Origin of the sequence: Streptococcus pseudopneumoniae (assembly GCF_001068775.1) — a bacterium.
Classification (GTDB): Bacteria; Bacillota; Bacilli; order Lactobacillales; family Streptococcaceae; genus Streptococcus; species Streptococcus pseudopneumoniae_N.
The window spans coordinates 1-24384 of sequence record NZ_JWAJ01000143.1 but is presented as its reverse complement, the minus strand read 5'-3'; the positions used below and the strand labels follow the sequence as shown (position 1 = coordinate 24384).

30 protein-coding genes, 1 tRNA gene, 1 pseudogene and 1 riboswitch are annotated in these 24384 nt (G+C 36.1%); of the genes and pseudogenes, 5 read left to right on the top strand and 27 right to left on the bottom strand.

Annotation, left to right across the window (positions count from 1 at the left end):
• Positions 1 to 66: 66 nt before the first annotated feature.
• Positions 67 to 576 (bottom strand): QueT transporter family protein, encoded by a 510-nt coding sequence (locus ADF68_RS08835; RefSeq protein WP_049549491.1) that lies wholly within the window; start codon positions 574 to 576, stop codon positions 67 to 69.
• Positions 574 to 671: riboswitch (PreQ1 riboswitch) on the bottom strand. Its footprint overlaps the gene before it by 3 nt.
• Positions 672 to 699: 28 nt before the next feature.
• On the opposite strand from ADF68_RS08835, the gene ADF68_RS08830 reads away from it, so the two are divergent.
• The 3 genes from ADF68_RS08830 (at position 700) to ADF68_RS08820 (ending at position 1764) form a co-directional block, all read left to right on the top strand.
• Positions 700 to 1134: a GtrA family protein gene (locus ADF68_RS08830; protein ID WP_049549490.1), complete on the top strand. Its 435-nt coding sequence runs from the start codon at positions 700 to 702 to the stop codon at positions 1132 to 1134.
• Between the two features lie 69 nt (positions 1135 to 1203).
• Positions 1204 to 1584 carry a large conductance mechanosensitive channel protein MscL gene (gene mscL / locus ADF68_RS08825; protein ID WP_049549489.1) on the top strand — a complete coding sequence of 127 codons (381 nt, stop codon included), beginning with the start codon at positions 1204 to 1206 and terminating at the stop codon, positions 1582 to 1584.
• Between the two features lie 108 nt (positions 1585 to 1692).
• Positions 1693 to 1764: transfer RNA gene (locus ADF68_RS08820), tRNA-Arg, on the top strand.
• Positions 1765 to 1906: 142 nt separating this feature from the next.
• Here ADF68_RS08820 and ADF68_RS08815 read toward each other — a convergent pair.
• The 26 genes and pseudogenes from ADF68_RS08815 to ADF68_RS08695 form a co-directional block, all read right to left on the bottom strand.
• On the bottom strand, positions 1907 to 2287 hold the full coding sequence (locus ADF68_RS08815) for a hypothetical protein (RefSeq protein ID WP_049549488.1): 381 nt from the start codon (positions 2285 to 2287) through the stop codon (positions 1907 to 1909).
• Positions 2284 to 2676, bottom strand: a complete 393-nt coding sequence (locus ADF68_RS08810) for a hypothetical protein (protein WP_049549487.1) — start codon at positions 2674 to 2676, stop codon at positions 2284 to 2286. Before ADF68_RS08810 ends, ADF68_RS08815 begins: the two co-directional genes overlap by 4 nt.
• An 86-nt stretch (positions 2677 to 2762) precedes the next feature.
• Positions 2763 to 4553, bottom strand: a complete 1791-nt coding sequence (locus ADF68_RS08805) for a DUF262 domain-containing protein (protein ID WP_049549486.1) — start codon at positions 4551 to 4553, stop codon at positions 2763 to 2765.
• A gap of 114 nt (positions 4554 to 4667) precedes the next feature.
• Complete coding sequence (locus tag ADF68_RS08800) at positions 4668 to 5234, bottom strand: hypothetical protein (RefSeq protein WP_049549485.1); 567 nt, start codon at positions 5232 to 5234, stop codon at positions 4668 to 4670.
• 87 nt (positions 5235 to 5321) lie between these two features.
• Complete coding sequence (locus ADF68_RS08795) at positions 5322 to 6026, bottom strand: restriction endonuclease (RefSeq protein WP_049549484.1); 705 nt, start codon at positions 6024 to 6026, stop codon at positions 5322 to 5324.
• Between the two features lie 5 nt (positions 6027 to 6031).
• Positions 6032 to 6781, bottom strand: coding sequence for a hypothetical protein (locus ADF68_RS08790; RefSeq protein ID WP_049549483.1), 750 nt, complete (start codon positions 6779 to 6781; stop codon positions 6032 to 6034).
• 438 nt (positions 6782 to 7219) lie between these two features.
• Positions 7220 to 7837, bottom strand: a complete 618-nt coding sequence (locus tag ADF68_RS08785) for a DNA alkylation repair protein (protein WP_049549482.1) — start codon at positions 7835 to 7837, stop codon at positions 7220 to 7222.
• 117 nt (positions 7838 to 7954) lie between these two features.
• On the bottom strand, positions 7955 to 8845 hold the full coding sequence (locus ADF68_RS08780) for an aminoglycoside phosphotransferase family protein (protein ID WP_049549481.1): 891 nt from the start codon (positions 8843 to 8845) through the stop codon (positions 7955 to 7957).
• A 106-nt stretch (positions 8846 to 8951) separates the two neighbouring features.
• Complete coding sequence (locus tag ADF68_RS08775; RefSeq protein WP_049549480.1) at positions 8952 to 9560, bottom strand: Type 1 glutamine amidotransferase-like domain-containing protein; 609 nt, start codon at positions 9558 to 9560, stop codon at positions 8952 to 8954.
• 57 nt (positions 9561 to 9617) lie between these two features.
• On the bottom strand, positions 9618 to 10046 hold the full coding sequence (gene aac(6'), locus ADF68_RS08770) for an aminoglycoside 6'-N-acetyltransferase (RefSeq protein ID WP_049549479.1): 429 nt from the start codon (positions 10044 to 10046) through the stop codon (positions 9618 to 9620).
• Positions 10047 to 10419: 373 nt separating this feature from the next.
• Complete coding sequence (locus tag ADF68_RS08765; RefSeq protein ID WP_049549478.1) at positions 10420 to 10740, bottom strand: TfoX/Sxy family protein; 321 nt, start codon at positions 10738 to 10740, stop codon at positions 10420 to 10422.
• 21 nt (positions 10741 to 10761) lie between these two features.
• Positions 10762 to 10902, bottom strand: a pseudogene (locus ADF68_RS10690) (VOC family protein); the annotation flags it as partial.
• A gap of 119 nt (positions 10903 to 11021) precedes the next feature.
• Entirely contained in the window at positions 11022 to 11513 is a 492-nt protein-coding gene (locus tag ADF68_RS08760) for a nucleotidyltransferase (RefSeq protein ID WP_049549477.1), read from the bottom strand.
• A 20-nt stretch (positions 11514 to 11533) separates the two neighbouring features.
• Complete coding sequence (locus tag ADF68_RS11530) at positions 11534 to 11866, bottom strand: hypothetical protein (RefSeq protein ID WP_152901838.1); 333 nt, start codon at positions 11864 to 11866, stop codon at positions 11534 to 11536.
• A gap of 94 nt (positions 11867 to 11960) precedes the next feature.
• Positions 11961 to 12704, bottom strand: a complete 744-nt coding sequence (locus ADF68_RS08750) for a CPBP family intramembrane glutamic endopeptidase (RefSeq protein WP_049549476.1) — start codon at positions 12702 to 12704, stop codon at positions 11961 to 11963.
• A gap of 147 nt (positions 12705 to 12851) precedes the next feature.
• Positions 12852 to 14207: a 23S rRNA (uracil(1939)-C(5))-methyltransferase RlmD gene (gene rlmD, locus ADF68_RS08745; RefSeq protein WP_049549475.1), complete on the bottom strand. Its 1356-nt coding sequence runs from the start codon at positions 14205 to 14207 to the stop codon at positions 12852 to 12854.
• 72 nt (positions 14208 to 14279) lie between these two features.
• Complete coding sequence (locus ADF68_RS08740) at positions 14280 to 15254, bottom strand: DUF1002 domain-containing protein (RefSeq protein WP_049549474.1); 975 nt, start codon at positions 15252 to 15254, stop codon at positions 14280 to 14282.
• 82 nt (positions 15255 to 15336) lie between these two features.
• Positions 15337 to 15939, bottom strand: coding sequence for a lysozyme family protein (locus ADF68_RS08735; protein ID WP_049549473.1), 603 nt, complete (start codon positions 15937 to 15939; stop codon positions 15337 to 15339).
• Positions 15939 to 16913 (bottom strand): nucleoid-associated protein, encoded by a 975-nt coding sequence (locus ADF68_RS08730; RefSeq protein WP_049549510.1) that lies wholly within the window; start codon positions 16911 to 16913, stop codon positions 15939 to 15941. Before ADF68_RS08730 ends, ADF68_RS08735 begins: the two co-directional genes overlap by 1 nt.
• Before the next feature lie 7 nt (positions 16914 to 16920).
• Positions 16921 to 18177: a serine hydroxymethyltransferase gene (glyA, locus tag ADF68_RS08725; RefSeq protein WP_049549472.1), complete on the bottom strand. Its 1257-nt coding sequence runs from the start codon at positions 18175 to 18177 to the stop codon at positions 16921 to 16923.
• A gap of 66 nt (positions 18178 to 18243) precedes the next feature.
• Positions 18244 to 18675 (bottom strand): GNAT family N-acetyltransferase, encoded by a 432-nt coding sequence (locus ADF68_RS08720; protein WP_049549471.1) that lies wholly within the window; start codon positions 18673 to 18675, stop codon positions 18244 to 18246.
• A 1-nt stretch (position 18676) separates the two neighbouring features.
• Entirely contained in the window at positions 18677 to 19279 is a 603-nt protein-coding gene (locus ADF68_RS08715; protein ID WP_049549470.1) for an L-threonylcarbamoyladenylate synthase, read from the bottom strand.
• Positions 19263 to 20099 carry a peptide chain release factor N(5)-glutamine methyltransferase gene (gene prmC / locus ADF68_RS08710; RefSeq protein ID WP_049549469.1) on the bottom strand — a complete coding sequence of 279 codons (837 nt, stop codon included), beginning with the start codon at positions 20097 to 20099 and terminating at the stop codon, positions 19263 to 19265. The genes ADF68_RS08715 and prmC overlap by 17 nt, the downstream gene beginning before the upstream one ends.
• On the bottom strand, positions 20099 to 21178 hold the full coding sequence (prfA, locus tag ADF68_RS08705; RefSeq protein ID WP_001028815.1) for a peptide chain release factor 1: 1080 nt from the start codon (positions 21176 to 21178) through the stop codon (positions 20099 to 20101). The genes prmC and prfA overlap by 1 nt, the downstream gene beginning before the upstream one ends.
• 9 nt (positions 21179 to 21187) lie before the next feature.
• Entirely contained in the window at positions 21188 to 21667 is a 480-nt protein-coding gene (locus ADF68_RS08700; RefSeq protein ID WP_049549468.1) for a GNAT family N-acetyltransferase, read from the bottom strand.
• A complete protein-coding gene (locus ADF68_RS08695; RefSeq protein WP_049504679.1) occupies positions 21657 to 22256 on the bottom strand; it encodes a thymidine kinase in 600 nt (199 codons plus the stop codon). The genes ADF68_RS08700 and ADF68_RS08695 overlap by 11 nt, the downstream gene beginning before the upstream one ends.
• Positions 22257 to 22378: 122 nt before the next feature.
• Between ADF68_RS08695 and ADF68_RS08690 the strand changes: the two genes are divergently transcribed.
• Entirely contained in the window at positions 22379 to 22561 is a 183-nt protein-coding gene (locus tag ADF68_RS08690; protein ID WP_001117401.1) for a 4-oxalocrotonate tautomerase, read from the top strand.
• A gap of 122 nt (positions 22562 to 22683) precedes the next feature.
• The gene (gene mnmE, locus ADF68_RS08685) at positions 22684 to 24057 is read left to right on the top strand and encodes a tRNA uridine-5-carboxymethylaminomethyl(34) synthesis GTPase MnmE (RefSeq protein WP_049549467.1); all 1374 of its coding nucleotides are present in this window, start codon (positions 22684 to 22686) and stop codon (positions 24055 to 24057) included.
• Positions 24058 to 24384 lie beyond the last annotated feature (327 nt).

The following is a 24384-nucleotide window of genomic DNA, read 5'->3' as shown; positions in this document are numbered from 1 at the left end:
GTTGATGGACAAGGAAAAAGACTGAACAAAGTTCAGCCCTTTTTAATAATATTTGATGTGATATCTTTATCTGGTCAAATCAAGTCGTTTCCCGATTTTTCCGATAAGAATAGCACCAACAATCAAGGAAGCAAATTCTCCGATAGCAGTTGTAAACCAAGTTAAGAAGAAAGGTGCTTCTGCTACGATGTTCAATTCAGCAGCAATGGTGATCATTGAAATCGAAAAAAGAATTGAAAAGAAGAAATGATCTTTACGAATCAATCCATTAAAAAGATAGTCTTTTTTATATTTGCTAAACAACCATACGCCTAAACTTAGGAAGACAAGCGTAGAGACTCCACCAACTGCGACATCGATGATTCCAAAACTGAAGAAATTAGCAATCATACAGCCAAGAGTAACACCGATAATGTACTTAGGATTGTAAAAGGCAAGGAAATTCATCATTTCAGAAATACGGAACTGATAAGCACCGTAACTGATAGCATTAAGGGGTGGTGTGATTGTCAAAACCACATAAATTGCTGCGACAATGGCAATATCTGCCATATCACGAATAGTTAGTTTTTTCATGTTTTCTCCTTTAGCGAGTAACCCGCGTAAAATATGCTTGGTGAAAGAAGCTAAGCACCAAGGGTTGAACAAGTCAACCTTTCAAGTATAGCACATTTATGCCCTTTATGCTATACTATTTTTATGAAAACATACATCAAAAAATTCTTCGATAATGAAATCCTCTCCTACTTATTTTTCGGGGTTGCAACTACACTTGTTTCTATCATTGTTCGTATCACTATTTTTTACTTTTTCCAACAAGAATTATGGGCGACTGCTCTGGGAAATATAACTGGAATTTTGTTTGCTTTTTTTACCAACGATACCATTGTTTTTAAACAGAAACGAAAAAATTGGTTCAAGCGTCTGATAAAATTTACGACCGCAAGATTCATAACCTTCCTCTTAGACCTGCTGCTGACCTTTATTTTTGTGACGAGTTTCCCCCATATTATCGGTCAGTTTGTAGGTGATAATCTCAATACTATCAATACAATTGAGACTATTTTTGCACAAGTTACTATCATAGTCCTCAATTACATCTTCAGTAAAGTTTTTGTTTTTAAAAAACACTGAGCATATTACTTGCATTCAACAGATGATTAAGATATAATTTAGATTGTAAAATTCGAAAGGAAAAAGAAAATGTTAAAAGATCTTAAAGAATTTTTGCTCCGTGGTAACGTCGTGGACCTTGCTGTCGGTGTGATTATAGCTTCAGCATTTGGTGCTATCGTAACTTCATTTGTTAATGATATCATCACTCCACTTCTATTGAACCCAGCTTTGAAAGCTGCAAAAATCGAACGTATTGCTGAACTTTCATGGAATGGTGTTGCTTACGGTAACTTCTTGAGTGCTGTTATCAACTTTGTTGTTGTAGGTACTGTTCTTTTCTTTGTGATTAAAGCAATGGAAAAAGCTCAAAACCTTCGTAAAAAAGAAGAAGTCGCTGAAGAGGCACCTGCTGGTCCAACTGAATTGGAAGTTCTTCAAGAAATCAAAGCTCTTCTTGAGAAAAAATAATCATCTAGAGGATTCGTTTCAATACTGAATCCTTTTTTTATTCTCCTTTTGCTGAACTTAGAAAAAACTTGAGTTCAGCTCTCTTTTTTGATATAATAATTAAAGCTTCCACCCTTAGTGTAATGGATATCACGTAAGATTCCGGTTCTTGAGATGGGGGTTCGATTCCCTCAGGGTGGATATTTTATAAAGAACTTACCAAAATTTGTAGATAAAGCTGTAAGGATTCAGGCTCTATAATATTTCTAGTGGATAAATTCCCTATAGATATTATGGAGTCTATTTTATTGTTGAAAAGGTTTACTTTTATCTAGGTTTCAGTCTAGATCTTTTTGATAATCGGAATAGCCTCTGTAAGGATGTCTATCCCAAAATTAATTCCCTGTACTTGGTAGTGATAGATGGGGTCAGGATAAAACTTTTGAACTCTTTTTTTGAGGTGACTATCTATCATTTCAAGTAAAATCCCATCTGATAAATGAGGAAATTCTGGTCCACTAAGTAAATCTTCTTCGAGCAAATTCAGGTCCCATCCCTCATCAATAGATCTGCAAAAAAGAATCTTACCAAAATCAATACAGTATTTGAGCTTTTGATTCTTTAAGCCTTCGATAAAAATTTGCAGGTGATTTTCTTGAGAAAGTTGACACCGTAATTCATACCAATCATACTCTATTTCCTCACCAATATGAACCCACTTCATTTTTTACCAACCTCTTCTATCCTTATATCACTCTCTTGATTTTTATAGAGAACTAAGTCAATGACTAGATTCTTTGCACAAATACGAAAATGAGCCAAGTCTTCTTCAGTCAAAACTCCACCCGCCCTATGAATCACTTCTGTAATCAGGCTACTGGTCTCTAGCTTACAAATAGGGGATTCAAACTCTGGCGAACTAGGAATCTGATGAAGAGTATCAAATAAGTTTCTATCTACGATTTGGTAAAAATGACAGAAGGGAAATTTCAATCGAATCAGATGTTTCTTACCCTTCAAAGTCATCGTAGAAATCTCGTAATGACTATTCTCACTAAAAGCTGCACTAGCTTCATATTCATCTTCTGGAATAATAAATTTCCACTCTAGCATTAAATCTCTCTCCACTATTTTCTCATCTCACACGCTTTCTCTATAAAAATCTAAAGTAGTTTGAAAAACGCAGTATTGATTTACTGTTAAATCCAGCCTTTTTCCTTAAATTCAGCAATACGAGCTAAATCCTCATCTGAAGGTTTATTGGAAACAATTTCTTTTGTAATAACCGAATACTCTTTGTTCCATTTTTTAAGAATTGCAATAATAGAATCTGAAATCCTGATATCTCTTTTCGAAATTGACTCTAAATTCCACTCTTGAATTTCAGAAAGTCCCATAACTTTTGTGATTTCGATTTTAGAAGCTGCATATTCTTTTTTCTTTTTAGCAAAGTAACCATTTCCTGCTATAATATTTAACTTCTTTTCAAATGGTAATTTATTGCCTATATGCTCGATTTTCTCTCGGATTTTATTATCTGATTCATCGATAAAGTAGTTAGTTTGCCACTTTTGAGGGAAAATATGCTCGATTTCCCATTTACTTGGTAATAATGAATCCTGATGTTTATAAGCAAGTGTTTTAAGCAACATTCTCACCACATTACGGTGAGGATTTTGGATTCCTGCTTCAAGTTGAGCTTGGTCTAGTTCTTTGAAATCAAATTTAGGAATATCTGATACAACAATTGCTGAATTTAATTTCAAAATATCACCTTTAACAGCATTGATAGTTGGAATAAGAATGTATTTTGTCATTAGTTCAGCGAGTAATTTGTTTAAGAATCTTGCAAATTTATCCTCAAAGTTTTTATCCTTACGATAACAAATATAATATATAATCACCGGATATTTCCAGAACTCATTAGGATATGAAGTAAGTGTATCTAATGTTTGTTTTATCTGTATATTTGATGACCAACTCTCATCTTCCAGCACTTCACCTTTATTAATTACTTTCCATAATTCGATCATTACGAATAAATTATCTAATAATTCAGATTGATAAAGGCGCTCAAATTTGTTACTCGAATAGTATTTTCTGACACCAGGTGTAGTACTTTTAGTATCTTTTTCCAAAGCTCTAAGATAGAACATATAGTAATAGAATAATTGTTGGATACTTTCATTAGCTGCTGTAGCTTGTTCATCAAGCTCTTTCCAGCGTTCAATAAATATTTCCTTATCTTTTCCCTCAAGATGGTTATAAATCTTAGCTTTAAATATATCAGCATCAGATAGCGGTAAACCTCTGTCATTTAAAGTAGAGAAAATAGTCAATGCTGTATCTTGGGTATCAGCAGTTATTGGTAAAAGAATAGCTTGATTTAATAGGGAATAAATGAACTGATAAATCATCAAGGGATTATCACTTGAATGTTTATCAAGTAACTCCTGAAAATGAATATAATTTCTAGAATAATTATCTTTAGAATCTTTATTTGCTCTTCCAGTTTCGAGAATTTTACGAAGAATTTCATTACCTTCATTATTAACAACACGTGATGTTAGAAGAGTAGTCTTATAATCAACTGTTCCAGTCAGTTTATTAGTGCGCCAGATTGAGGGTTCAATCTTACCAATAAAATTGTTCGCTTCTGGAGTTCGTTCTGATAATGGAGAATTAAATAGCTTTGTGTAAATCGCTCTTAACAATAAAAACAGAGAGGTAATACGTTGCTGACCATCAATAATTTCCTGTTCACCATTATCATTTTCATACGAAACGATACTTCCAAGAAAATACGAACCTTCGCGTTCAGTACCACCATTACTGACGGTAAATTCCCATAAATCTTCAAACAGTGTTTCAACCTGCTCATCTGTCCAAGCATAAGGACGCTGATATTCTGGAATAACAAATGGTTTTGTTCTTCCACTACCAAGTAGTGCCTCAACACTCTGCTTATTAACTTCTATTGTAGTTGGCATCTTAAACCTCCATATTATATTTGCTAAAATACTACATTTTTTATTGATTATTTGAACACTATATCAAATTGCTTTAACTAGCAATCCTACACATTCAAAACGAAGTTTGAGTAACTATTGCATATCTTCCATGGCTTCTTTCACATATCCTTCTACATCTTCAATCTCTACAAACGAAGGATCAATGTGACATAGGAAGTGCCAATCTTCGGTGTCGCGTTTTCTGTAGACAATCGCTTCCCCGTCTTCACTTCCGAAAAAGCTTCTGTCGACTTCGTACCCTTTGCTTTCTAAGAAAGCTTTTGCCTTGCGGAAGTTTGCTTCTCTGGCTTCAACATAGACTTTCACTTCATCGTTGTTAACGACATAGGCATCGACTTTTGTAAACCCTTCGACCACTCTATCGCTTGGTTCGGATAGATTCGAAATTTCTTTCCAAATAATCTCGACATTTTTCTCAGGTTCAAATGAGAATCTAGATAAAGGGACAATGTTGCCGTTGAAGATAATTTCTATATAATCTGGCAAGCGTTTAGGATTCACATACTCCACTTCAAACCCATCTTCGTTTTCTAAAGTATATCCAGGGATTTGAGCTACAAAGGCTTTCCCCTCTTCTAAAGACTCAAAAGCGACTAAATCTTTTGAATAATTATTTTGGTACAATTCCAATATAAGCATTGATAATCTCTCCTCCTTCAAATCTAGGGACACTAACGTCAATCAGTGTACAACCTCAGCATACTTTGAATAAAATATGGTATAGCCCTATCTTATATATAAATCTATATCCCATTGACTTAATTCGACAGGCTCTAAAGTAAAATCTGTTAAATAAACACTTACTTCATTATAGTGATTAATCTTTTTAATTTCCTTCAAGTGTTCTTGCGAAACACCAGCGACAATAACATTTATATGATTTTCAAATTTTTCCTTTTTATAATCTTCTGCTAATTTTTTACTTGAAAATAGTAATATTTTATTTTCGAGTACACTGTTTTGTTCTATTGAAGATTTACCATTAGTATCCATTAATATCCAAAATGGGTCTCCGACTGTTTCGAAATCGGGTTTTAAGTACCTAGTATATTCAGATAGAGCAAAGCAAGCAAAATCTTCATACTTAACTAATTTAATGCTGTTATAGTCTGATACTTTACAAGCTCCATTCTGAAATTCACTTTCGGCAGAAATAAATATTCCATTGATTCCACCAATATGATTCAGTTTATAGTCAAAATTTCTCAATTCACTAACATTTATTGGATTTTTCCAATTTTTACACTCTATTCCAACTTGATAAGATACACCAAAATGTTCAAATGAATAAAGAACATCTATTTCATGGGTTGCTCCATCATCTCCAATCATTTTAACTTTCGTATTGATTTTAGCATTAATTCTCTCTTTATTTGAAAGTTGTAAACAAATATCTTTGATGGTAGCTTCAAAAGCGTCACCTTTTCCCATCGGGATCACTTCATATATATTTCTTTAAGATTTTTACATCCAATTTTATACATTACTCCATTATAATCTATTGTTGAAGATGTTTGTTTGCTTGGACACACAATACCTAATTCTGGCAAAAAACCGTTTTCTACAAAAGAAATCAAGATAGATAAGTGATGTTGAGAAAGACCAAAGACAGCAAAATCTGGGTTCCTTTTGCATAGTGCATCAGCAAGTTTCTTTGATGTAAAAAGTGGTATAGAATCCTCTAGACCAAAATAATCTCCTGTGTTATCTTTGGTCCGATTTTTAACCTTCATCAAAACCCAAAATGGATCTCCTATAACGTTTCTATCAGGTAAAATTAGATCAAGAGTTTGGCTCACATTCCTTATTGTTTCTTCTATAACGTCAAAATGTATTACTTGAATATTTCTTTTTTTTGCGATTTTCAATGCATCTTCATCTATTTTATTATTAAAATATAAGATTCCTTTAGGGAAGAAATCTAAATCTTTTAATAGATTATCAAACTGCCACACATCTTTCGCTTTTACATTTTTACTGTCTATGGTTTTAATAATCGTTCGTTCTAAATTATTCATTTGAACAAATTCAACATAGACATCTATCCTGTGTTCAATATTTTTTCCTTTTACTTTAATATTTTTTAAAATCTTACTATTGATAACATTTTCTCTTCCCATTCTGTAACAGTATAGAGAGAATACTAAATCAGTCAATGTCAATCCTTGACTGTTATTGTTTTCCATACTTCTTACCTCTTAATATAGAATTTTCTACATTATAGCACTAAAACAACAAAAGACTGCTTCTCTGAGTCAAAACCCTTTGCCATTCTACTACAGTCCTTCAATCAGACTTTCTTCCATAAAGCTTCTTAATATCAAAATTAGTTTGTTTCCTTAGACATTACGGAAGTAGATTAACAGCCTATAAATATATTAAATAAACACTATCAACAAAAACTGTTTCTATGATACGTCCCTTCCATACATCAAAAAAACTTGCAATCAATAATTTTTATTTAAAGGTTGCTATGCTTTCACTAACAAACTTACACACTCAACATGTGGTGCTAGTAAACTTCTATATTATAGAACGAAAGCAACTGAGTTATTGTTTAAAATTAAACTTTAGAATGAAACTATTTTATAGTTACCATTTTTTAACTTTATAGTTTAGAATTATCATTTTATAAATTTACTTGCCAGTTTGAATACTTGTTGAATCTCTTTACTCTTAACATCCCAACCATCAAGTTCTTCTTTAATTAACTCTGGAAATTTTTTGCTAATATCCCTCAAAGAATTGCCGACTGATTTTCTAACATATTCACTAGAATCTTCTTTTAATGTTGCGATTCGTTTAATAGCTTCATCTGGATTGTCCTTGAAATATGGTCTACTCGTCCATATTCTCAAACCTTCTGTAACAGCTCTTCTGACATTTGGATTATTATTTTGTAGCCAGTCGTCAATAACCGGAAGAGATTTTTCATAACCTGTTTGATTACAAAATTCATCAAATGCTTTTGCTAATACTTCTTGAACTCTCCAATTGTCATCTTTTGAAACCTCATCCCTCATGAAGATCAAAATTTCTTCATACGATGACAAATATCCAAAGAGAAATACACTGTACATTCTAACTTGATATACATTGGATTTAAAGGCTAAAAATGCTAATTCTTTGGTATACGCATTATCGTTTGATTGATAGTCAGCAAGAGCTCTTTTCTCTTCTTCCTTAAATCCATTTTCTATTAAAGAGAATTCTTTTTCTAAATTTAAAATATATTCTTTCATGTAACTTGAACCCGAAACAACATCCCAATTTTCAAGATATTTCTCGATAGGTATTAATAAAGAATTGAATTCGTTATAATATGAGCAAATAATCTTGACATTTTTTCAAATTGATATTTAAACTCTTTTATTATTCAACTTTTTCTCAATCAAATACCAACTAGGAATGATTTGCTTCATATCATCATACCATTCTAAAATTTCCTTAGCTTGATTTTGCATTACTGATATTTCTTCAACTCCGTAAGGAACAGACCATGGAAGAGCACCAACTATGTTATTTACAATATAGATAGCAAGAAGTTTCCAAAATAAATCTGGAACCTTATGATCAAAATATCCATCTATCATACCAGAGGCAAAAGAAGGTGAAACTTGAGCAGACCATACAATACGATTGAATTCCTCCCAAGGATCTCCAAGGTCAAATCGATCAAAGTCAATGACATAAATTTTACGATCTTCACCAATCATGAAATTCCCGATATGATAATCTCCATGTTGGAAGACCTGAGGTCTATCTTTTAACAATTCTCGATTTGCATTTAAAAAATCAATAAAGATCTGACCATTTTCATATTGGACGGGACATTCTTTGTATTTTGCGATTTTGTCATCAATTTTTTGATTAAAAAAGGATTCCCAATCTTCACGAACTTCTGTTAAAGAGAGTGAATGAATTTTTTGAAGGATGCTTCCTGCTTCTACTCCGTAAGTGTATTGTTGTTCTTTTGAAACAGTTAAAATGGTTTCTCTTGCATCTTTCCCGTCTATCCATTCGTGTAAAGAATGTACACCATCATCGCAGAGTTCTATGCTAATTGGTCTACACATTGGAACTCCAAGAAAAGCTACTTTCTCCATCATATCAAATTCAAATTTTTTAGAATCTAACTTCTCCTTATCAGAAACACGCAAGAAATATTTTTGCTGATTTTGATCTGTCACACAATATTTTTTATCATCTGACCAGCCTTTATTTATGGCTATCTTACTACTAAAATCCATCAAGCACTCTCCGATTCATTTCACAACACTTTTTGCAGTTTTCACTAGTAACCTATCCAGTTCATCAATACTTTAGTTTCGTAGATTCAGATTCGCATGATTAAAACTAGTCAATTTTCTCTATGATATTTCCAAGTTTATCCAATACAAGACAGGAATGATCATTTAGTGAAATTATGGGAACATTAACGAGTTCTTCAGCTCTATCCTTATTAGCTTTATCATTCCATGAATCATAATGGACACTAATTAAAAACTGATTAAAGAGTCCTAATCCATTTTTTATCTTTATCTGATGATCTGAATTATCATTAGGTGAAACATAGACTTTTTTTCCTAATAATAGGGCTCCTGCAGAAAACCCTATAACTTTCGCCCCTTTATTCAGCATACGATCGATATAATTTTTGAACTGCTGATTGACGTAAGTAGCTAAATACTTTTCCGTATTTCCACCACCGATAATGATGACATCAGCATCTAGATAGCTACCAAAATTAATCTGCTCAATGTCCAAGAGTAAGTAATCAGTGTTTAGGTTAGAAAAATGGCTTTGGAAAACTTCCGTGTACTTTTTCATATAGGGTTGCCAATTTTCTCGATAAACTGTAAAAATGACAATTCTTTCGATCTTCCTTGATGACATAATTTTATTAACAATCGTATGGTTCTTTATCGGCGGATTTCCACCCATCAAAAAAATTTGTTCGTCCAATCTTTCACGCTTTCTAAAGATACATAAAGTTTAAACAAGTTTATTCACGTTTCTAAATTATAATTTCTTCTTAAAATGAATAATTCTATTTGCCTCCTGAAATCCAATATTGAGATGAAATCCTATAGAATCCGTATTCGTTAAAGTACAGTCACTTGCAAATTCCTTACATCCTTTATTTTTCGCCCATTCCTCACATTTTGTACAGAGATTTTTAGCAATATCCTTTAAACGATATTCCTCGTCGACAATAATCCCTTCTAAGAATCCAACAGGACTATATTTACAACCTTCAACATAATCAAATCTGAGTGAACATAGTGCTAGACCTACAATTGTGTCACCTTCAACTTCAGTAAAGATTGCAGTATTTTTGCCATTCGTATATTTTTTCACTTCATCAATAGCTTCTTTATCGGTCAATTGGGGCCATAATTGTTTCATTAGTTTAGCCGTTTTTATAGAATCTTTTGTTATTCCATCCATATTGATGTTCCTCCGCAAATTACAAGCAAATGTTACGAATCATGCTGTTCCTTTGTTACTCATTGATTGATACCAATACCATCCCCTTCTACTTTTCGCTGTCTCAGATCGGAAGAGCAGAGCCACGCACTCAGCGGTTCGGACTTACCGTATCATTTCGTCGGTTTCCCTCCTCATTCTACAAGTACTATCCCATGGGCGGAGCATCTACTTCTACTTCGCTGATGCCTCAGCTCGGACAAGCAGTGATACGACCTCAACATGAAACGAGCGAACACTAATTATGCCAGGTAGTCTTGTCTGTTCTATAAACTTTTTAACGATAGCATAAGGTTATCGTTAAATAGTATTACCTAGATAAACTGAGATTTTATTATTTCTTTTTCTTTGGTTTTGTTGCAGGTAACTCATCATGCATTGAATTAAATAAGCCGGTTAAATATTCTTTGTTGTCAACATCATCTACCAATAGCATTTCCTTTGCACCTTCATACGGCAATTCGTATTCTACATTCGACATATACGCTATTGCAGATTTGACAGGCTTCACTAAAAATCTATCATCATAAATTCCACCCATTATTTTCCCTCGATAATAAATTATGTATTCCCCCATCATTGCTCTATATGATATTTCTTCCAACTCGGACAATTGTTCTAAAATGAAATCTAAATATTCTTTACTTGAAGCCATTTTTGCTATCTCCCTTAATTACTAAAATTTCAATAGTCCATTTTCATCAAATTGAAAATTGGGTCCCCAAGAAACTTCCCAATAATATCCATCTAAATCCGAAAAATATACGTGATATCCACCCCAGAAAAGTCCCTGTGGCTCTTTTACAATTTTTCCACCTGCTTTTTCTTACTAATTCTAGTACTCGCAAATATAGTATAAATTAAATAACCAATAAAAATGATAATAAAAATAACATAGCAGCCAGTCTTACAACTTACTACTTTTCATATGATAATTTACAAATGTCTTTCCAGCCACTCGATCTTTTTAAAATCCTTATTGTTATTGTGATCATTTCGATAGGAGTCTTGAGAAGAAGCTTTGTAAATACTTAGATACTGCTCCAGACTTGGAAGACGAAAAGTGATGCCTTCAATGTGAATAAGCTCTATATCCGATTCCGAAACTCCTGCAAAATCAAGTAAGGAATCGATACTTCCAAATTCAACACTCACTCGATCCTTTTTGAATTCATGCTCATGAATATCTATTAAGACGTAGCCTAAGTCTTTCATCACTTTCATTATCTTGTCCCAGTCATAAATTCTGAGATGATCAGGTGCTTCCCAACCTCTAGGGTCACCAGGCACATGAATGTCAATGTCAGACGGCCCCCAATTTTCTTTCGTTCTAAACTCCAATCCCAAAGAACCCATCAGTGTCGGTGTAATTCCGACTCGATTTAAATGGAAACAAATGGTTTTAAATTCTTCAAATAAGAGACTCATGTTTACTCTAAACCTTTCATCTAAATGTTCTTTATTTCTACTTTATTACCTTGAACAAAATCATCTTCATTTTCTAGAGTATATCCAGTTATTTTGGATACAAATTCTTTTCCTTCTTTTAAGGACCCAAATACGACTAGATCTTTATAAGAAGGATTTTGATATAATTCCAACATATACATCTCTAGTCCTTCTGATTTTTGAACGATTATCCACATTTCACTAACAAGCTTACACATTCGACATGTGATAATATTTTTTTGTACTAATAAACAAAAGGCAATGAAAATCATTTTAAAATGATACTGTGGAACGGAAAGATTTTCGCTAGTTCCAAAAGAAACGATATTCATCATTCCACTTGAAATTACAACAGAAAATTCTTTAACATCGATTATCTAGATAGACCGATTGTTACCTTCAATAAAGGATATCCTGATCTAAATTTTAAAATGTTGTTTCCTTACTAATTCTAGTACTCGCAAATATAGTATAAATTAAATAACCAATAAAAATGATAATAAAAATAACATTAATTTTTAACACAAAATAGAGATTTAACAAATTTGCGAACGCATGAAATAATATACAGTATCCCACAGATTTCGTTTGACGGTAAAGAAGCCTAAAAACAAAACTTAAAAATAATGTATATATAAAAAATAAAATGAAAGGAAATCCTTGATGCCTTTCTCCAACTATAAACCATAAAGGCAGATGCCATATTCCCCAAATTGATCCTACAATCAAATTAGATTGCCAATAAGTATATTTTTTATCAAGTAAGGGTTGTAATATTCCTCTCCATCCTAATTCTTCATGTCCACCACCAAAAAAAATTAGTTGTATAAAGAATAATGGCATCAGATAAATTGATACTTCATTTAATTCTAAGGAAGATACAGAAAATAGTATCAAAATTGCTAACAAATGAATGATGAAATAAATACTACTATTTTCTTTCTTACTAAATACAAAATGTTTAAATTTTATATTATTCCTTTTCAAATAAAAGCCACTTGCAATAGCTGGTCCAAGTGCACCTACTATATGTAAAGTTCTTCCTATAATCGTTTCTATTCCAAAAATATGAGATTGCGTAAAGATGGCAAGAATCCCCCAAGCTATATAAGTAATTCCAAATGTACAATAAAGATAATTTTTTAAATTCTTTTTGTCAATTTCTGTCATTTTATTGCCCTTATCTTAATTATTTTATGAATAATATTTTTACTGCTTCTTAGTTGCTGTCGATTATAACTACCTATATTCTATCACAAAAACACAAAAAAAGCCTTACAATCAAGGCTTTTGATTATCCCTTTCGTTACAAGGTTTCTAGGCTTTTACCAGCAAAGCTACACACTCAACGTGATGTGTTTGTGGAAACAAATCCACCAGCTGGACTTTCTTCAATTCATAGCCCAATTCTTGATAGAGTTTGATATCACGCGCCATGGTGGCGACATTACAGGAGATATAGGCAATGCGGTCAGATCCTGTTTGGGCGCTTGCTTTGATAAAGCTTTCGGTCAAGCCCTTACGTGGAGGGTCAACCAGGATGGCAGTTGGTTGGATGCCTTCCTTGAGCCAATTCTTCATGGCATTTTCAGCTGTGTCACAGACATAGTGGGCATTGGTAATACCGTTCAACTCTGCATTCTTCTGGCTATTTTTTACTGCTTCTGGGATAACTTCCACTCCGTAGACTTCCTTAACGTGCTTAGCGACTAATAAGCCAATAGTTCCGATTCCTGAATAGGCGTCAATCACCACATCCTCTTCTCTTAACTCCGCAAAATCAATAGCTGTCTGGTAGAGCTTCTCAGCCATTTCTGTATTGACCTGATAAAAGGCTGGTCCAGAGATTTGGAAGCTATTCCCTAACATTTGGTCCGTAATGTAATTTTGACCATAGAGAACCCGCCATTCTTTCCCGAAAATGGCATTGGTATTTTGGTCATTAATATTTTGCATAACTGATACGATTTCTGGAAACTGCTTGATAACTTGTTCAATCAACTGTTCTACTCGGAAAATTTTAGGACGAGTTGTCACCAAGATAACCATGATTTGACCTGAATGATGTCCACGACGAACGACAAGGTTACGAATCAAGCCAGACTGTTCCTTCTCATCATAGGGTTTTAAGTCATAACGACGAAGCAACTCTCGTAAAACAAGGATAACTTGGTCGATGACTGGATCCTGAATATAAAAATCTTCTAGAGGCATAAGGTCATGAGAATTCTTACGGAAAAAACCAGTCTCCAGAACACCATTGACACGACGAACAGGAACCTGAGCCTTGTTACGATACTTGACAGGATTTTCCATGCCAAGAGTATGAGCAACCTCTACATCCGTGATTCCAGCAATCTTATAAAGGCTGTCTTTCACTTGCTTGGTTTTAAACTTGAGTTGCTCTGGATAAGCTAGATGTCCCAAGTCAGCAATGCCTGAACGCAGGTAAGCCAAATCTAAGTCTTGATTACGATGTGGAGACTGTGTGAGGTATTCCTCGACCTTACCAAAGCCAATCTTCTTGTTGACTTTAAGGACTCGCATAAGGATTTTTTCAGTCGGTAGAGCATTCTCTACAAAAAAGATCAAGCCATCGACCTTGGCAACACCTGATCCCTCATGGCTCAAATCGACAATCTCAACTTCTACAATATCATTTTTCTTTAACATAATTTTCACTTTCTATGTGCCGAAAAAAAGACGGCAACTGTTCTGTTACCATCTATTATACCATGAATTGACCTAAGCACCAAAACTCTTGAAAAAGTTTACAATTGCTTGCCAAATAGCACTGAGAATATTGCCCCCATCCTCAAATGCTTTATTAGCATCAAAGTTAAGGTCAATATTGCTGAAACTATCACCTGCTTGTGCAACAATGCTTTGTTTCAAATCTTTTAGGGTCTTTGTGAAGTCTTCGTTATTCAGAATATCACTCTTTGAAAGATTAAAGGCAAAGTTGATGATGATATTGATCTGATTTCCTGTTATAACCTGATCCAGCTTATAATTTTTCAATGTATCTTCTACAATCTTACGAACATCATCTTCTGTAAGCTCACCCTTGGACTCTTTAGCCTTAGCGATAGCAGACTTGATATCGGCAAGGGCTACATTGAGTTTATTGGCATCATAGCCTGATTTATCCTTGTTTTCATCGTTGATGTCTGACAAGGCTTTTAGCTCTTTCTGAGCTAGGTCTTTATTTTCTTGAGGAAGTTGAACACCATTAGCTTCTAATGAATAGTAAATACCTGCTAAGGCACTTTCACCTGTTACAGGGATTGGTGCCGCAACGGTGATACGCGCGTGCTCCACACCCAAGGTAACAGCCGCATTACGGTACATGTCTTGGGTCACTTTAGTGATATTTTCAGGTGTTTCAATCTTGACTTCAAGTGGAGATTTTTCACCTAATTTTTGAATTTTTGCAGATGAATAGAGCTGGAGACTAGAGTCATTGGCGACGTTCATAATCTTTGAGTAGACATCTGGCGTCATAGTCTTCAGTTCTTTGGTATCTGTAGAGGCATTATAGCCGAGTTTTTTTAAGGTTTGATTTTTTTGATCCTCTGTTAATGATGAACCCAAGACGTACTCAGGTTGAACATAAGTTTCATCAATTACTTTTTGAACATCAGTGGCTGCTTGAGCGCTTTGCAAAGTTGCAACTGCTAAAAGAACTGCAGCACTAGTCAGAAAGAATTTCTTTCTCATTGGACGCTCCTCCTTTTCCTATCTAGGATAGTCGATTAGCCTTAAAGAAAGCTTATAAAAGCACCTAGAATTTTCTAAGTGCTTAAAATAGATTAAAAAATTTAATAATATAGAGATTCAATCTAACCTGCCTCGAATAATAGTAATTCCCCCCATCAACGTAGAGTTCAGCCCCGCTAAAGAGTGAAATAGGATTAAGGTAAGTGTAGGTTTCTCCAGTTGTATTTCCTAAAATTGGAGCAACTGTTTCTCGTGAGTATTGTTTGGCTAGGGCAAGTGTATTCTCTTTCCCGTTTTGAGCGATAAAATCGATATAAGCTGGACCAAAGTTATATGCCTGTACAGCAGTCCAAACATCTACTTCTTTTTCTTGCGCTAAATAAAGATTTTCAGTCAAAGTTTGAATTCCCTGACGAATACTACTCCTATTGTCAGAAATTGTATTTGTCGTACCGCTAGCAGACTCACTGGACTGCATCACGTCACTTTCTTTACCTTTGGTTTCGGTATAAATCATGGCCAAGACTAGTTCTTCATTTGCTGGCGTATCTTGCTCACTTAAAACTTCTCGTACCAAGGATTGATAGGTCATGACCTGCTTCACATCCTGATACATATGAAAAAGTTTATAGCCAGTAAATAAGATAAGAACAAGTAGCAAGACCCTTCTTATAAATTTAAACATTATTTGCTTTGTATATCCTCGATGTTTTTGATTAAGATAGAGTAGGTTCCATTGTCATTTTGGATAAATTCTACCGACTCAGCATCTTGGTAAATATTATTGGGTACAATTAATTCAATACCATTTGACAGAGAAAGTTTTTGGTTTTCAAATTTCTTTAATTGGCGACTAGCATCGATTTCATCAAACTGAACTGGCTCTGGCACTGCTTCCTTGACTTGATCAATAAAGCTAAGACGTGCAGTGAGATTGTTGTCAAAAAGGTCATTTGCCAATTTTTCAGGAGACAATTCATTACTTTCTTCAAGGTTGTTGAAAATAGCAGACTTGACCTTGGATTGAAACTGGAAATCGTCTGTGTTGAAGGTTTCTGCAATTCTCTGAGCCGTTTTTTCCAGCTCCTTGATTGACTTCTTAGGTGAAATCTTTGGCTGAGCCTGAATCAAATTCTCAGAAAAATAGTTCAAAAAAGTTCCATTATATTTGATTCGTTTTTCGATCAGATGGTACTTGCAACTCTGAAGATTGACGACCAAGGCCTCGTCAGCTCCCGTTCCAAATCCAGGAAGGTTATTCTGAGTCAGCTTGATTGGATTGTCAACTTCTCCGCCTAGATGGGTCAAGGTTTCTCGTAGGGCAATTCGTAAGAAAGCGAAATGTTCTACACCTTCTTTAGAAAATTGCACAAAAATCAAGTCATTGGTCTTGAGGTTTTCAGAAATACTGAACTCTTCTTTCCAGAGATTAGCCAGTGTTACTGATGTCTCCAACAAATCGTCTGTGATATGATTGAAGAAGGGATTTTCTTCTTCGAAAATCCCAGTCTTGGCTTCATCTGAATACACACGTTCAATTTTCTTGCGCAGGTATTCTTCGATTTTTGGAGTGATATTGAGAAATTTATCCGCTAGAAACAACTCGGTGTCATCTGGGCTGAACTGATGGATAATGGCTTTCTTAATATAAATGTCCATAAAAGTATTAGTCCTCATACAATGGGAAGGCATCTGTCAATTCTTTAACTGCACTTCTCACTTCTTCTAAAGCAGCCTCATTTTCTGCATTCTTAAGAGCTTTAATGATGAGCTCAGCCACTTTACGGCTTTCTTTTTCACCAAAACCACGTGCAGTTGTTGCTGCTGCTCCGATACGAATACCACTTGTCTTAAATGGTGACAAGGTTTCGTAAGGGATTGAGTTTTTATTTAGGGTAATATTGACCTCATCTAGCAAGTTTTGAGCAACTTTTCCGTTTTCTACAACTTTTGTTACATCAACTAGGAAGAGGTGATTTTCAGTACCACCAGAGATAATACGGAAATCAGGGTCTTGCAAGAAGACATCTGCCATAGCCTTGCTGTTCTTGATGACATTGGTAGCATATTCCTTGAAGGCTGGATCCAAAACTTCTTTGAAAGACACAGCTTTAGCAGCGATAACGTGCTCCAAAGGTCCACCTTGGATACCTGGGAAAATAGCTGAGTTAATTTTATTAGCTAGATCTTCATCGTTGGTCAAAATCAAACCACCACGTGGTCCACGAAGGGTTTTGTGGGTCGTTGTTGTAGTGATATGAGCATAAGGCACTGGACTTGGATGAAGGCCTGCTGCAACTAAGCCAGCAATATGAGCCATATCAACCATGAGTTTAGCACCAACAGCATCTGCAATTTCACGGAATTTTGAAAAATCAATAATTTGAGAGTAGGCTGAAGCTCCTGCTACGATGAGTTTAGGTTTCACTTCTTGGGCTTGTTTCAAGATAGCGTCAAAGTCTAAGAGTTCTGTTTCAGGATCAACGCTATAAGAAACAAAATTGTAGGTTTGACCAGAGAAGCTGACAGGAGCTCCATGAGTCAAGTGCCCACCTGCTGCCAAATCCATTCCCATGACCGTATCACCTGGCTCAATCAAAGCCATATAGGCAGCACAGTTGGCTTGGCTTCCTGAGTGGGGTTGGACATTGGCAAACTTGGCACCAAAAATTTCTTTTGCACGTTCAATAGCTAGACTTTCTACCACGTCTACCACATCAGTTCCACCATAATAGCGACGTCCTGGGTAACCTTCGGCGTATTTATTGGTCAAGATAGACCCTTGAGCAGCCATAACAGCCTTAGAAACGACATTTTCAGACGCGATTAGCTCAATATTGTTTTGTTGGCGTTCCTCTTCTTTGGCAATGGCATTCCAAAGATCTGCATCATATGATTTAAAATCATCTTTGTCAAAAATCATAGGTCTTCTCCTTTATAGTGTGACAGGTCTTTAGTTTGTTTTTACAACAAGAATATAAAATCCAAACTAAAAAATGCGAATAAACCGTTTCTGCGTCTTATCGCAGGTATAACCAACTTTTTCATAGAAAGCATGCGCACCTAAACGATGGTCTGCAGAATTTAAGCGAATAAAGTTATAGCCTCGTTTTTTTGCTTCATGTTCCAAGCCTTGGAGTAAAGTTTTTCCGATACCCTGACCCTGTGTTTGAGGCAAAACAGCTAAAGCTAGGATATTAAAACCTGGTTTTGAATAAAGGGATTCATAAACCTCGGCATGAACATAACCAAGTAAGTCATGGCTGGTCGAATCCTCGAAACCCAGTAGGTAGTGATGAGAGTCTTGAGATAACTTATCTAGTTGACTAGACGTTTCCTCTAAACTAAACGAATAGCCTAAAGCTTTTTTGTTAATCTCACAAATAGCTGCAACATCTGTTGCTTTCAAATCACGTAGCATATCATACCTCCTCAAAAGGAATCGCTGGTATCTTGGTAAGGATATCTTCTCGAGTAATCGCTCCTTGGCGTAGAATCTTTACCTTGTCGCCAGATAAGTCTAAAATAGTAGAATCTTTACCTGTTAAAAAACTATCGTCTTCAAATCCCAAGACCTCTTGGTCAAAATCATGAAGAATCTTTCGAAAAGTAACTCCACTTGATTGACCAGAGATATTAGCAGATGGGCCAATTAGAGGTCCAAATTCTCGTATCAATTCAAGAGTTACAGGATGACTAGGCATTCGAAATCCAACTGTAGTCAAGTCTGAATTGACCCAGTAGGGAACTCTGTCATTAGCTTCTAAGATAATGGTCAAAGGGCCTGGCAAAAAACTTTCAACCAATTGTTGTAAATAAGTTGGCTGATTCTTAGAAAAGTTCAAGATATCGTCTAGACTAGCGACATTGAGATTGAGTGCCTTGTCTCTTGGACGACATTTAAGCTGATAAACATGGTCAACAGCCTTTTCATCCAATGCTTTTGCAAAAAGTCCATAAACTGTCTCCGTTGGCAAAACAACAGCTCCACCATTTTCAAGCTCGTGCTTAATTTTCTCCATCATCAATGACAACCATCCTATCTTGGCCAAATTGGTCTTTCAGAGTTCGAACTCGCTTCTCGGGAAAATTTTCCTTGAAAAGAGCTGGAACGCTTTGGCCTTGTTTGTAGCCAATTTCAAGATAAATCTTACCACCATCATTTAGATAGTCCTTTGATTCTTCCGCGATTCTGCGATAGATCGCTAGACCATCCTCATCTGCAAATAACGCCAGATGAGGTTCTGAGTGTAGGACATTCAAACCAACTTCTGACTCATCTCTACGAGAGATATAGGGTGGATTGGAAACAATTATATCATATTTTGAAAAAATTTCAGAGAAACAATCAGATTTTTTAAAAAATATATTAAAATTTTGAAATTCGGCGTTTTTGCTGGCCAAATCGAGAGCATCTTGAGAGATATCGCTAGCTGTGATTGTCCAATCTGGTCTATTTTTAGCTAAAGCAAGGGCGATAGCACCGCTTCCTGTTCCGATATCCAGAACTTTGAGATTTTCCTCTGGATTCTCAGCTAGGATGAGCTCCACCAACTCTTCTGTCTCTGGACGGGGAATCAAGACCCGCTCATCGACCTCTAACTGCATCCCAAAAAATTCTGCATGACCGATAATGTACTGGGCAGGTATATGATTTGCCAGTTTCGTGTAAATTTCCTCTACAAACTCTTTTTCTTCCTCTATAACTTCTTGCTGGAGGGCAAAGACAAAGTCTGTAAAAGATAGATTTTTCAGGCTACGATAGACAAAGGAGAGGCTTTCTGCTTCCTCTCCCTGTGCTATCAACTTTTCCTCAAAATCCTTAAAAATTTGAGCTAATTTCATTATTTGTTTAATTCTTCCAATTTTTGCGTTTGATCATAAAGAACCAAGGCATCCACAACTTCATCTAGTTTACCAGACAAAATAGTATCAAGTTTTTGAAGGGTTAAGCCAATACGGTGGTCTGTGACACGATTTTGTGGGAAGTTATAGGTACGGATACGTTCTGAACGGTCACCAGTACCGATAGTAGACTTACGCTCAGCGTCCTGCTCATCTTGGGCAATCTGTGCAAAGTGGTCAGCAACACGCGCACGGATGATCTTCATAGCTTTTTCACGGTTTTTCTGCTGGGTACGTTCTTCCTGCATCTCAACCTTGATATTGGTTGGCAAGTGAACAATACGAACGGCAGTCGCAACCTTGTTGACGTTCTGTCCACCAGCACCAGATGCGTGGTAGATATCCACCCGAAGGTCTTTTGGATCAATATCGTACTCTACTTCTTCCACTTCAGGCATAACGAGAACTGTCGCTGTAGAGGTATGAACACGGCCTTGGCTTTCTGTCACAGGGACACGTTGAACACGATGGGCACCAGACTCATACTTAAGCTTAGAGTATACAGACTGACCTGATACCATAGCAACCACTTCCTTGAAACCACCGACACCGTTCATAGAAGCCTCCATGACTTCAAAGCGCCAGCCTTGGGCTTCAGCGTACTTTTGGTACATGGTTAGCAAATCACCAGCAAAGAGGGCAGCTTCATCACCACCAGCTGCTCCTCGGATTTCAAGGATGATGTTCTTGTCATCGTTTGGATCTTTAGGAAGGAGCAAGATTTTCAATTTTTCTTCGTACTCTTCTTTTTCTGCCTTAGCATCTTTGAGTTCTTGTTTGGCCATTTCTTCCAAGTCAGCATCTCCGCCAGACTCTTTAATCATTTCTTCAGCATCAACGATGTTTTGAAGGACTTGTTTGTATTCGCGGTAGGCAGTTACGGTATCACGAGTAGAAGCTTCCTCTTTTGAAAGCTCCATGAAACGCTTGGTGTCTGAAACTACATCAGGGTCACTGAGCAATTCTCCCAACTCTTCATAACGGTCTTCTACAGCTTGTAGTTGATCATAGATGTTCATTTTTTCTCCTTATTTTTCAATTGTTAAATCGTATATGGCTACTACTTCGTTCTCGGATATTTCCCCAGTTTCTTTGAATCCATAACTGAGGTAACAATATCTTGCATGTTCATTTTCTGGTTCATAAGACAACCAAAGTTTATTGCTTAAACCTACTGGCGCTGTCCGAACATAGTCTAGTACTTTATCCATAATTGGTTTAAAATATCCTTGATCTTGAAAATGCTTATCAATCATGAAACGAAATAGTAAATAATTTCCATTACTAATTCCGATTTTTTTATCATAAGCTAACATCACAAAACCTATGATTGCATCATTATCGTAAACTGCCAATGGAGCTACAAAATCTCCATTTTTAGTGTAGACATATGCTTCAGCTAAACTAATTGCGTTAGTAGCAATAAATTGTTTTTGATATTCCTTAACATCCAAATTCAGAACATCAAAATAATTTTCCATTGTAACATCTCTTAGTTCAATTGTCATAGTCTTGTTCCTTTTTGGATGTTATCAGTGGTGCAAAATAATGTTTACGGCAAACCGAGATATAGGTTTCATTGCCACCTATCTGGATCTGCTCACCATCATAGACTGGCAGACCATTCTGCGTACGCAACACCATGGTCGCTTTTTTCTTGCAATACTGACAAATGGTCTTGATTTCATCAATCTTATCTGCTAAGAGCAGAAGATATTTTGAACCTTCGAATAGTTCGTTGCGAAAATCATTTTTTAAACCAAATGCCATGACAGGTATGTCTAACTCATCCACAACACGAGCTAGGTCGTAAACATGGTGACGCTTTAAAAATTGGGCTTCATCGACAAGAACACAGTAGGGCATTTCAGGTAAATCTCGGATAAATCCAAAGATATCCGTTGTTTCCTCAATAGCAACTGCAGGTCTTTTCATCCCAATTCGACTTGAAACATAGCCAACACCGTCACGCGTATCCAGAGCCGAAGTCATAATCACAACTCCCTTTCCTTGCTCCTCATAGTTATAGGCTACCTTGAGAATCTCAATCGTCTTGCCTGAGTTCATAGTCCCATAACGATAATACAACTGTGCCATGTTTCTATTTCACGTCCATTCTAATTTTCTGCTACATTCTAGTATATCATATTTTCCAAAAGCTTTAAACGGCAAATTGTGGTAAAATAGAAGAAATCAAATAACTAGTGGAGGAAGCTATTATGCCATTTGTACGCATCGATTTATTTGAAGGACGCACGTTAGAACAAAAGAAAGCCCTAGCCAAGGAAGTAACGGAAGCTGTGGTTCGCAACACTGGTGCACCCCAATCTGCTGTTCATGTCATTATCAACGATATGCCTGAAGGAACCTATTTCCCACAAGGTGAAATGCGCACTAAGTAAAGCTTAAGCAATCTGCTTAGGCTTTTCTTTATAAGTAACATTCATTGAAGAAAATACTAAAATTTGTTACAATTTGAAGAGATATTAGTCTATACAAACAAATAAACTATAAAGGAATTGAAATGATTACACGGGAATTTGATACCATTGCAGCCATCTCGACACCGCTTGGTGAAGGTGCTATTGGGATAGTCCGCCTAAGCGGAACGGATAGTTTTGCCATTGCGCAGAAAATCTTTAAAGGCAAGGACTTGAGCAAGGTTGCTAGCCACACTCTTAACTACGGCCACATTGTTGATCCTCAAACTGGTAAGGTCATGGACGAGGTTATGATTGGGGCTATGAAATCTCCAAAGACATTCACTCGTGAAGATATTATCGAGATTAACACTCACGGTGGAATCGCCGTAACCAATGAAATTCTCCAACTAGCTATCCGTGAAGGAGCTCGCATGGCAGAGCCTGGTGAATTTACCAAGCGTGCCTTCCTAAATGGACGTGTGGACTTGACTCAAGCCGAGGCTGTGATGGATATCATCCGCGCCAAGACTGATAAGGCTATGAATATAGCGGTCAAACAATTAGACGGTTCTCTATCTGACTTGATTAATAATACTCGTCAAGAAATCCTCAATACACTAGCACAAGTAGAGGTTAATATCGACTATCCTGAGTATGACGATGTGGAAGAAGCCACTACTGCTGTTGTCCGTGAAAAAACTATGGAGTTTGAACAACTCTTGACCAATCTCCTAAAAACTGCACGTCGTGGGAAAATCCTCCGCGAAGGGATTTCAACGGCCATCATTGGTCGTCCTAACGTTGGAAAGTCTAGCCTTCTTAATAACCTCCTGCGCGAAGATAAGGCCATTGTAACGGATATTGCAGGAACTACTCGAGATGTCATCGAAGAATACGTCAACATCAATGGTGTACCTCTCAAATTGATTGATACAGCTGGTATTCGTGAAACAGATGATATCGTGGAACAAATTGGTGTTGAACGCTCCAAAAAAGCCCTCAAGGAAGCTGACTTGGTTCTACTTGTCTTAAACGCCAGTGAACCTCTAACTGCCCAAGACCGACAACTTCTTGAAATCAGCCAAGATACCAACCGTATCATCCTACTTAACAAAACTGACCTGCCTGAAGCGATTGAAACTTCGGAACTACCTGAAGACGTTATTCGTATTTCAGTCCTTAAAAACCAAAACATCGATAAGATTGAAGAACGGATTAACAACCTTTTCTTTGAAAACGCAGGCTTGGTCGAACAAGATGCTACCTATCTATCCAACGCCCGTCATATTTCATTAATTGAAAAGGCAGTTGAAAGCTTACAAGCTGTAAACGAAGGCCTCGAACTAGGAATGCCTGTTGATTTGCTTCAAGTTGATTTGACACGTACTTGGGAAATCCTCGGAGAAATCACTGGTGATGCTGCGCCAGACGAACTCATTACACAGTTGTTCAGCCAATTTTGTCTGGGTAAATAAGAAAAAACTAGGTCAAAAAAATGCTAGTCACCTAAAAAGAGGTTGGGACAAAAAGATCCCGACCTCACTTTTTATTATCAATCATAATTTGACGCGGTAGCTGATTGAACTTTTTGTTCGTCTTTTAGACTCCAAAAAGCTCCTAATCATCCTCGCGGGGCTGGGACTACGAAATCAAGACTTTGTCTATCGATTTCTGTCCCACTCTCTTTTTCTTACAATTTCTAAGTTAGATCCTACCTTAGCAGAAATCTGAAACAAACCTTATACTCAATGAAAATCAAAGAGCAAACTAGGAAACTAGCCGCAGGCTGTACTTGAGTACGG

Excerpts from the sequence above, each read along its gene's own strand:
- glyA (WP_049549472.1), bottom strand. The coding sequence starts at position 18,177 with ATGATTTTTGACAAAGATGATTTTAAATCATATGATGCAGATCTTTGG.
- ADF68_RS08835 (WP_049549491.1), bottom strand. The coding sequence starts at position 576 with ATGAAAAAACTAACTATTCGTGATATGGCAGATATTGCCATTGTCGCA.
- ADF68_RS08810 (WP_049549487.1), bottom strand. The coding sequence starts at position 2,676 with ATGCTAGAGTGGAAATTTATTATTCCAGAAGATGAATATGAAGCTAGT.
- ADF68_RS08700 (WP_049549468.1), bottom strand. The coding sequence starts at position 21,667 with ATGACAATTGAACTAAGAGATGTTACAATGGAAAATTATTTTGATGTT.
- mnmE (WP_049549467.1), top strand. The coding sequence starts at position 22,684 with ATGATTACACGGGAATTTGATACCATTGCAGCCATCTCGACACCGCTT.
- prfA (WP_001028815.1), bottom strand. The coding sequence starts at position 21,178 with ATGAACATCTATGATCAACTACAAGCTGTAGAAGACCGTTATGAAGAG.
- ADF68_RS08715 (WP_049549470.1), bottom strand. The coding sequence starts at position 19,279 with ATGATGGAGAAAATTAAGCACGAGCTTGAAAATGGTGGAGCTGTTGTT.
- ADF68_RS08695 (WP_049504679.1), bottom strand. The coding sequence starts at position 22,256 with ATGGCACAGTTGTATTATCGTTATGGGACTATGAACTCAGGCAAGACG.
- ADF68_RS11530 (WP_152901838.1), bottom strand. The coding sequence starts at position 11,866 with ATGAATATCGTTTCTTTTGGAACTAGCGAAAATCTTTCCGTTCCACAG.
- prmC (WP_049549469.1), bottom strand. The coding sequence starts at position 20,099 with ATGAAATTAGCTCAAATTTTTAAGGATTTTGAGGAAAAGTTGATAGCA.
- ADF68_RS08735 (WP_049549473.1), bottom strand. The coding sequence starts at position 15,939 with ATGTTTAAATTTATAAGAAGGGTCTTGCTACTTGTTCTTATCTTATTT.
- ADF68_RS08765 (WP_049549478.1), bottom strand. The coding sequence starts at position 10,740 with ATGGCTTCAAGTAAAGAATATTTAGATTTCATTTTAGAACAATTGTCC.
- ADF68_RS08815 (WP_049549488.1), bottom strand. The coding sequence starts at position 2,287 with ATGAAGTGGGTTCATATTGGTGAGGAAATAGAGTATGATTGGTATGAA.
- mscL (WP_049549489.1), top strand. The coding sequence starts at position 1,204 with ATGTTAAAAGATCTTAAAGAATTTTTGCTCCGTGGTAACGTCGTGGAC.
- ADF68_RS08795 (WP_049549484.1), bottom strand. The coding sequence starts at position 6,026 with ATGGGAAAAGGTGACGCTTTTGAAGCTACCATCAAAGATATTTGTTTA.
- ADF68_RS08800 (WP_049549485.1), bottom strand. The coding sequence starts at position 5,234 with ATGCTTATATTGGAATTGTACCAAAATAATTATTCAAAAGATTTAGTC.
- ADF68_RS08750 (WP_049549476.1), bottom strand. The coding sequence starts at position 12,704 with ATGACAGAAATTGACAAAAAGAATTTAAAAAATTATCTTTATTGTACA.
- ADF68_RS08760 (WP_049549477.1), bottom strand. The coding sequence starts at position 11,513 with ATGAGTCTCTTATTTGAAGAATTTAAAACCATTTGTTTCCATTTAAAT.
- ADF68_RS08805 (WP_049549486.1), bottom strand. The coding sequence starts at position 4,553 with ATGCCAACTACAATAGAAGTTAATAAGCAGAGTGTTGAGGCACTACTT.
- ADF68_RS08830 (WP_049549490.1), top strand. The coding sequence starts at position 700 with ATGAAAACATACATCAAAAAATTCTTCGATAATGAAATCCTCTCCTAC.
- ADF68_RS08720 (WP_049549471.1), bottom strand. The coding sequence starts at position 18,675 with ATGCTACGTGATTTGAAAGCAACAGATGTTGCAGCTATTTGTGAGATT.
- rlmD (WP_049549475.1), bottom strand. The coding sequence starts at position 14,207 with ATGTTAAAGAAAAATGATATTGTAGAAGTTGAGATTGTCGATTTGAGC.
- ADF68_RS08780 (WP_049549481.1), bottom strand. The coding sequence starts at position 8,845 with ATGGATTTTAGTAGTAAGATAGCCATAAATAAAGGCTGGTCAGATGAT.
- ADF68_RS08785 (WP_049549482.1), bottom strand. The coding sequence starts at position 7,837 with ATGAAAGAATATATTTTAAATTTAGAAAAAGAATTCTCTTTAATAGAA.
- ADF68_RS08730 (WP_049549510.1), bottom strand. The coding sequence starts at position 16,913 with ATGGACATTTATATTAAGAAAGCCATTATCCATCAGTTCAGCCCAGAT.
- ADF68_RS08690 (WP_001117401.1), top strand. The coding sequence starts at position 22,379 with ATGCCATTTGTACGCATCGATTTATTTGAAGGACGCACGTTAGAACAA.
- ADF68_RS08790 (WP_049549483.1), bottom strand. The coding sequence starts at position 6,781 with ATGGAAAACAATAACAGTCAAGGATTGACATTGACTGATTTAGTATTC.
- ADF68_RS08740 (WP_049549474.1), bottom strand. The coding sequence starts at position 15,254 with ATGAGAAAGAAATTCTTTCTGACTAGTGCTGCAGTTCTTTTAGCAGTT.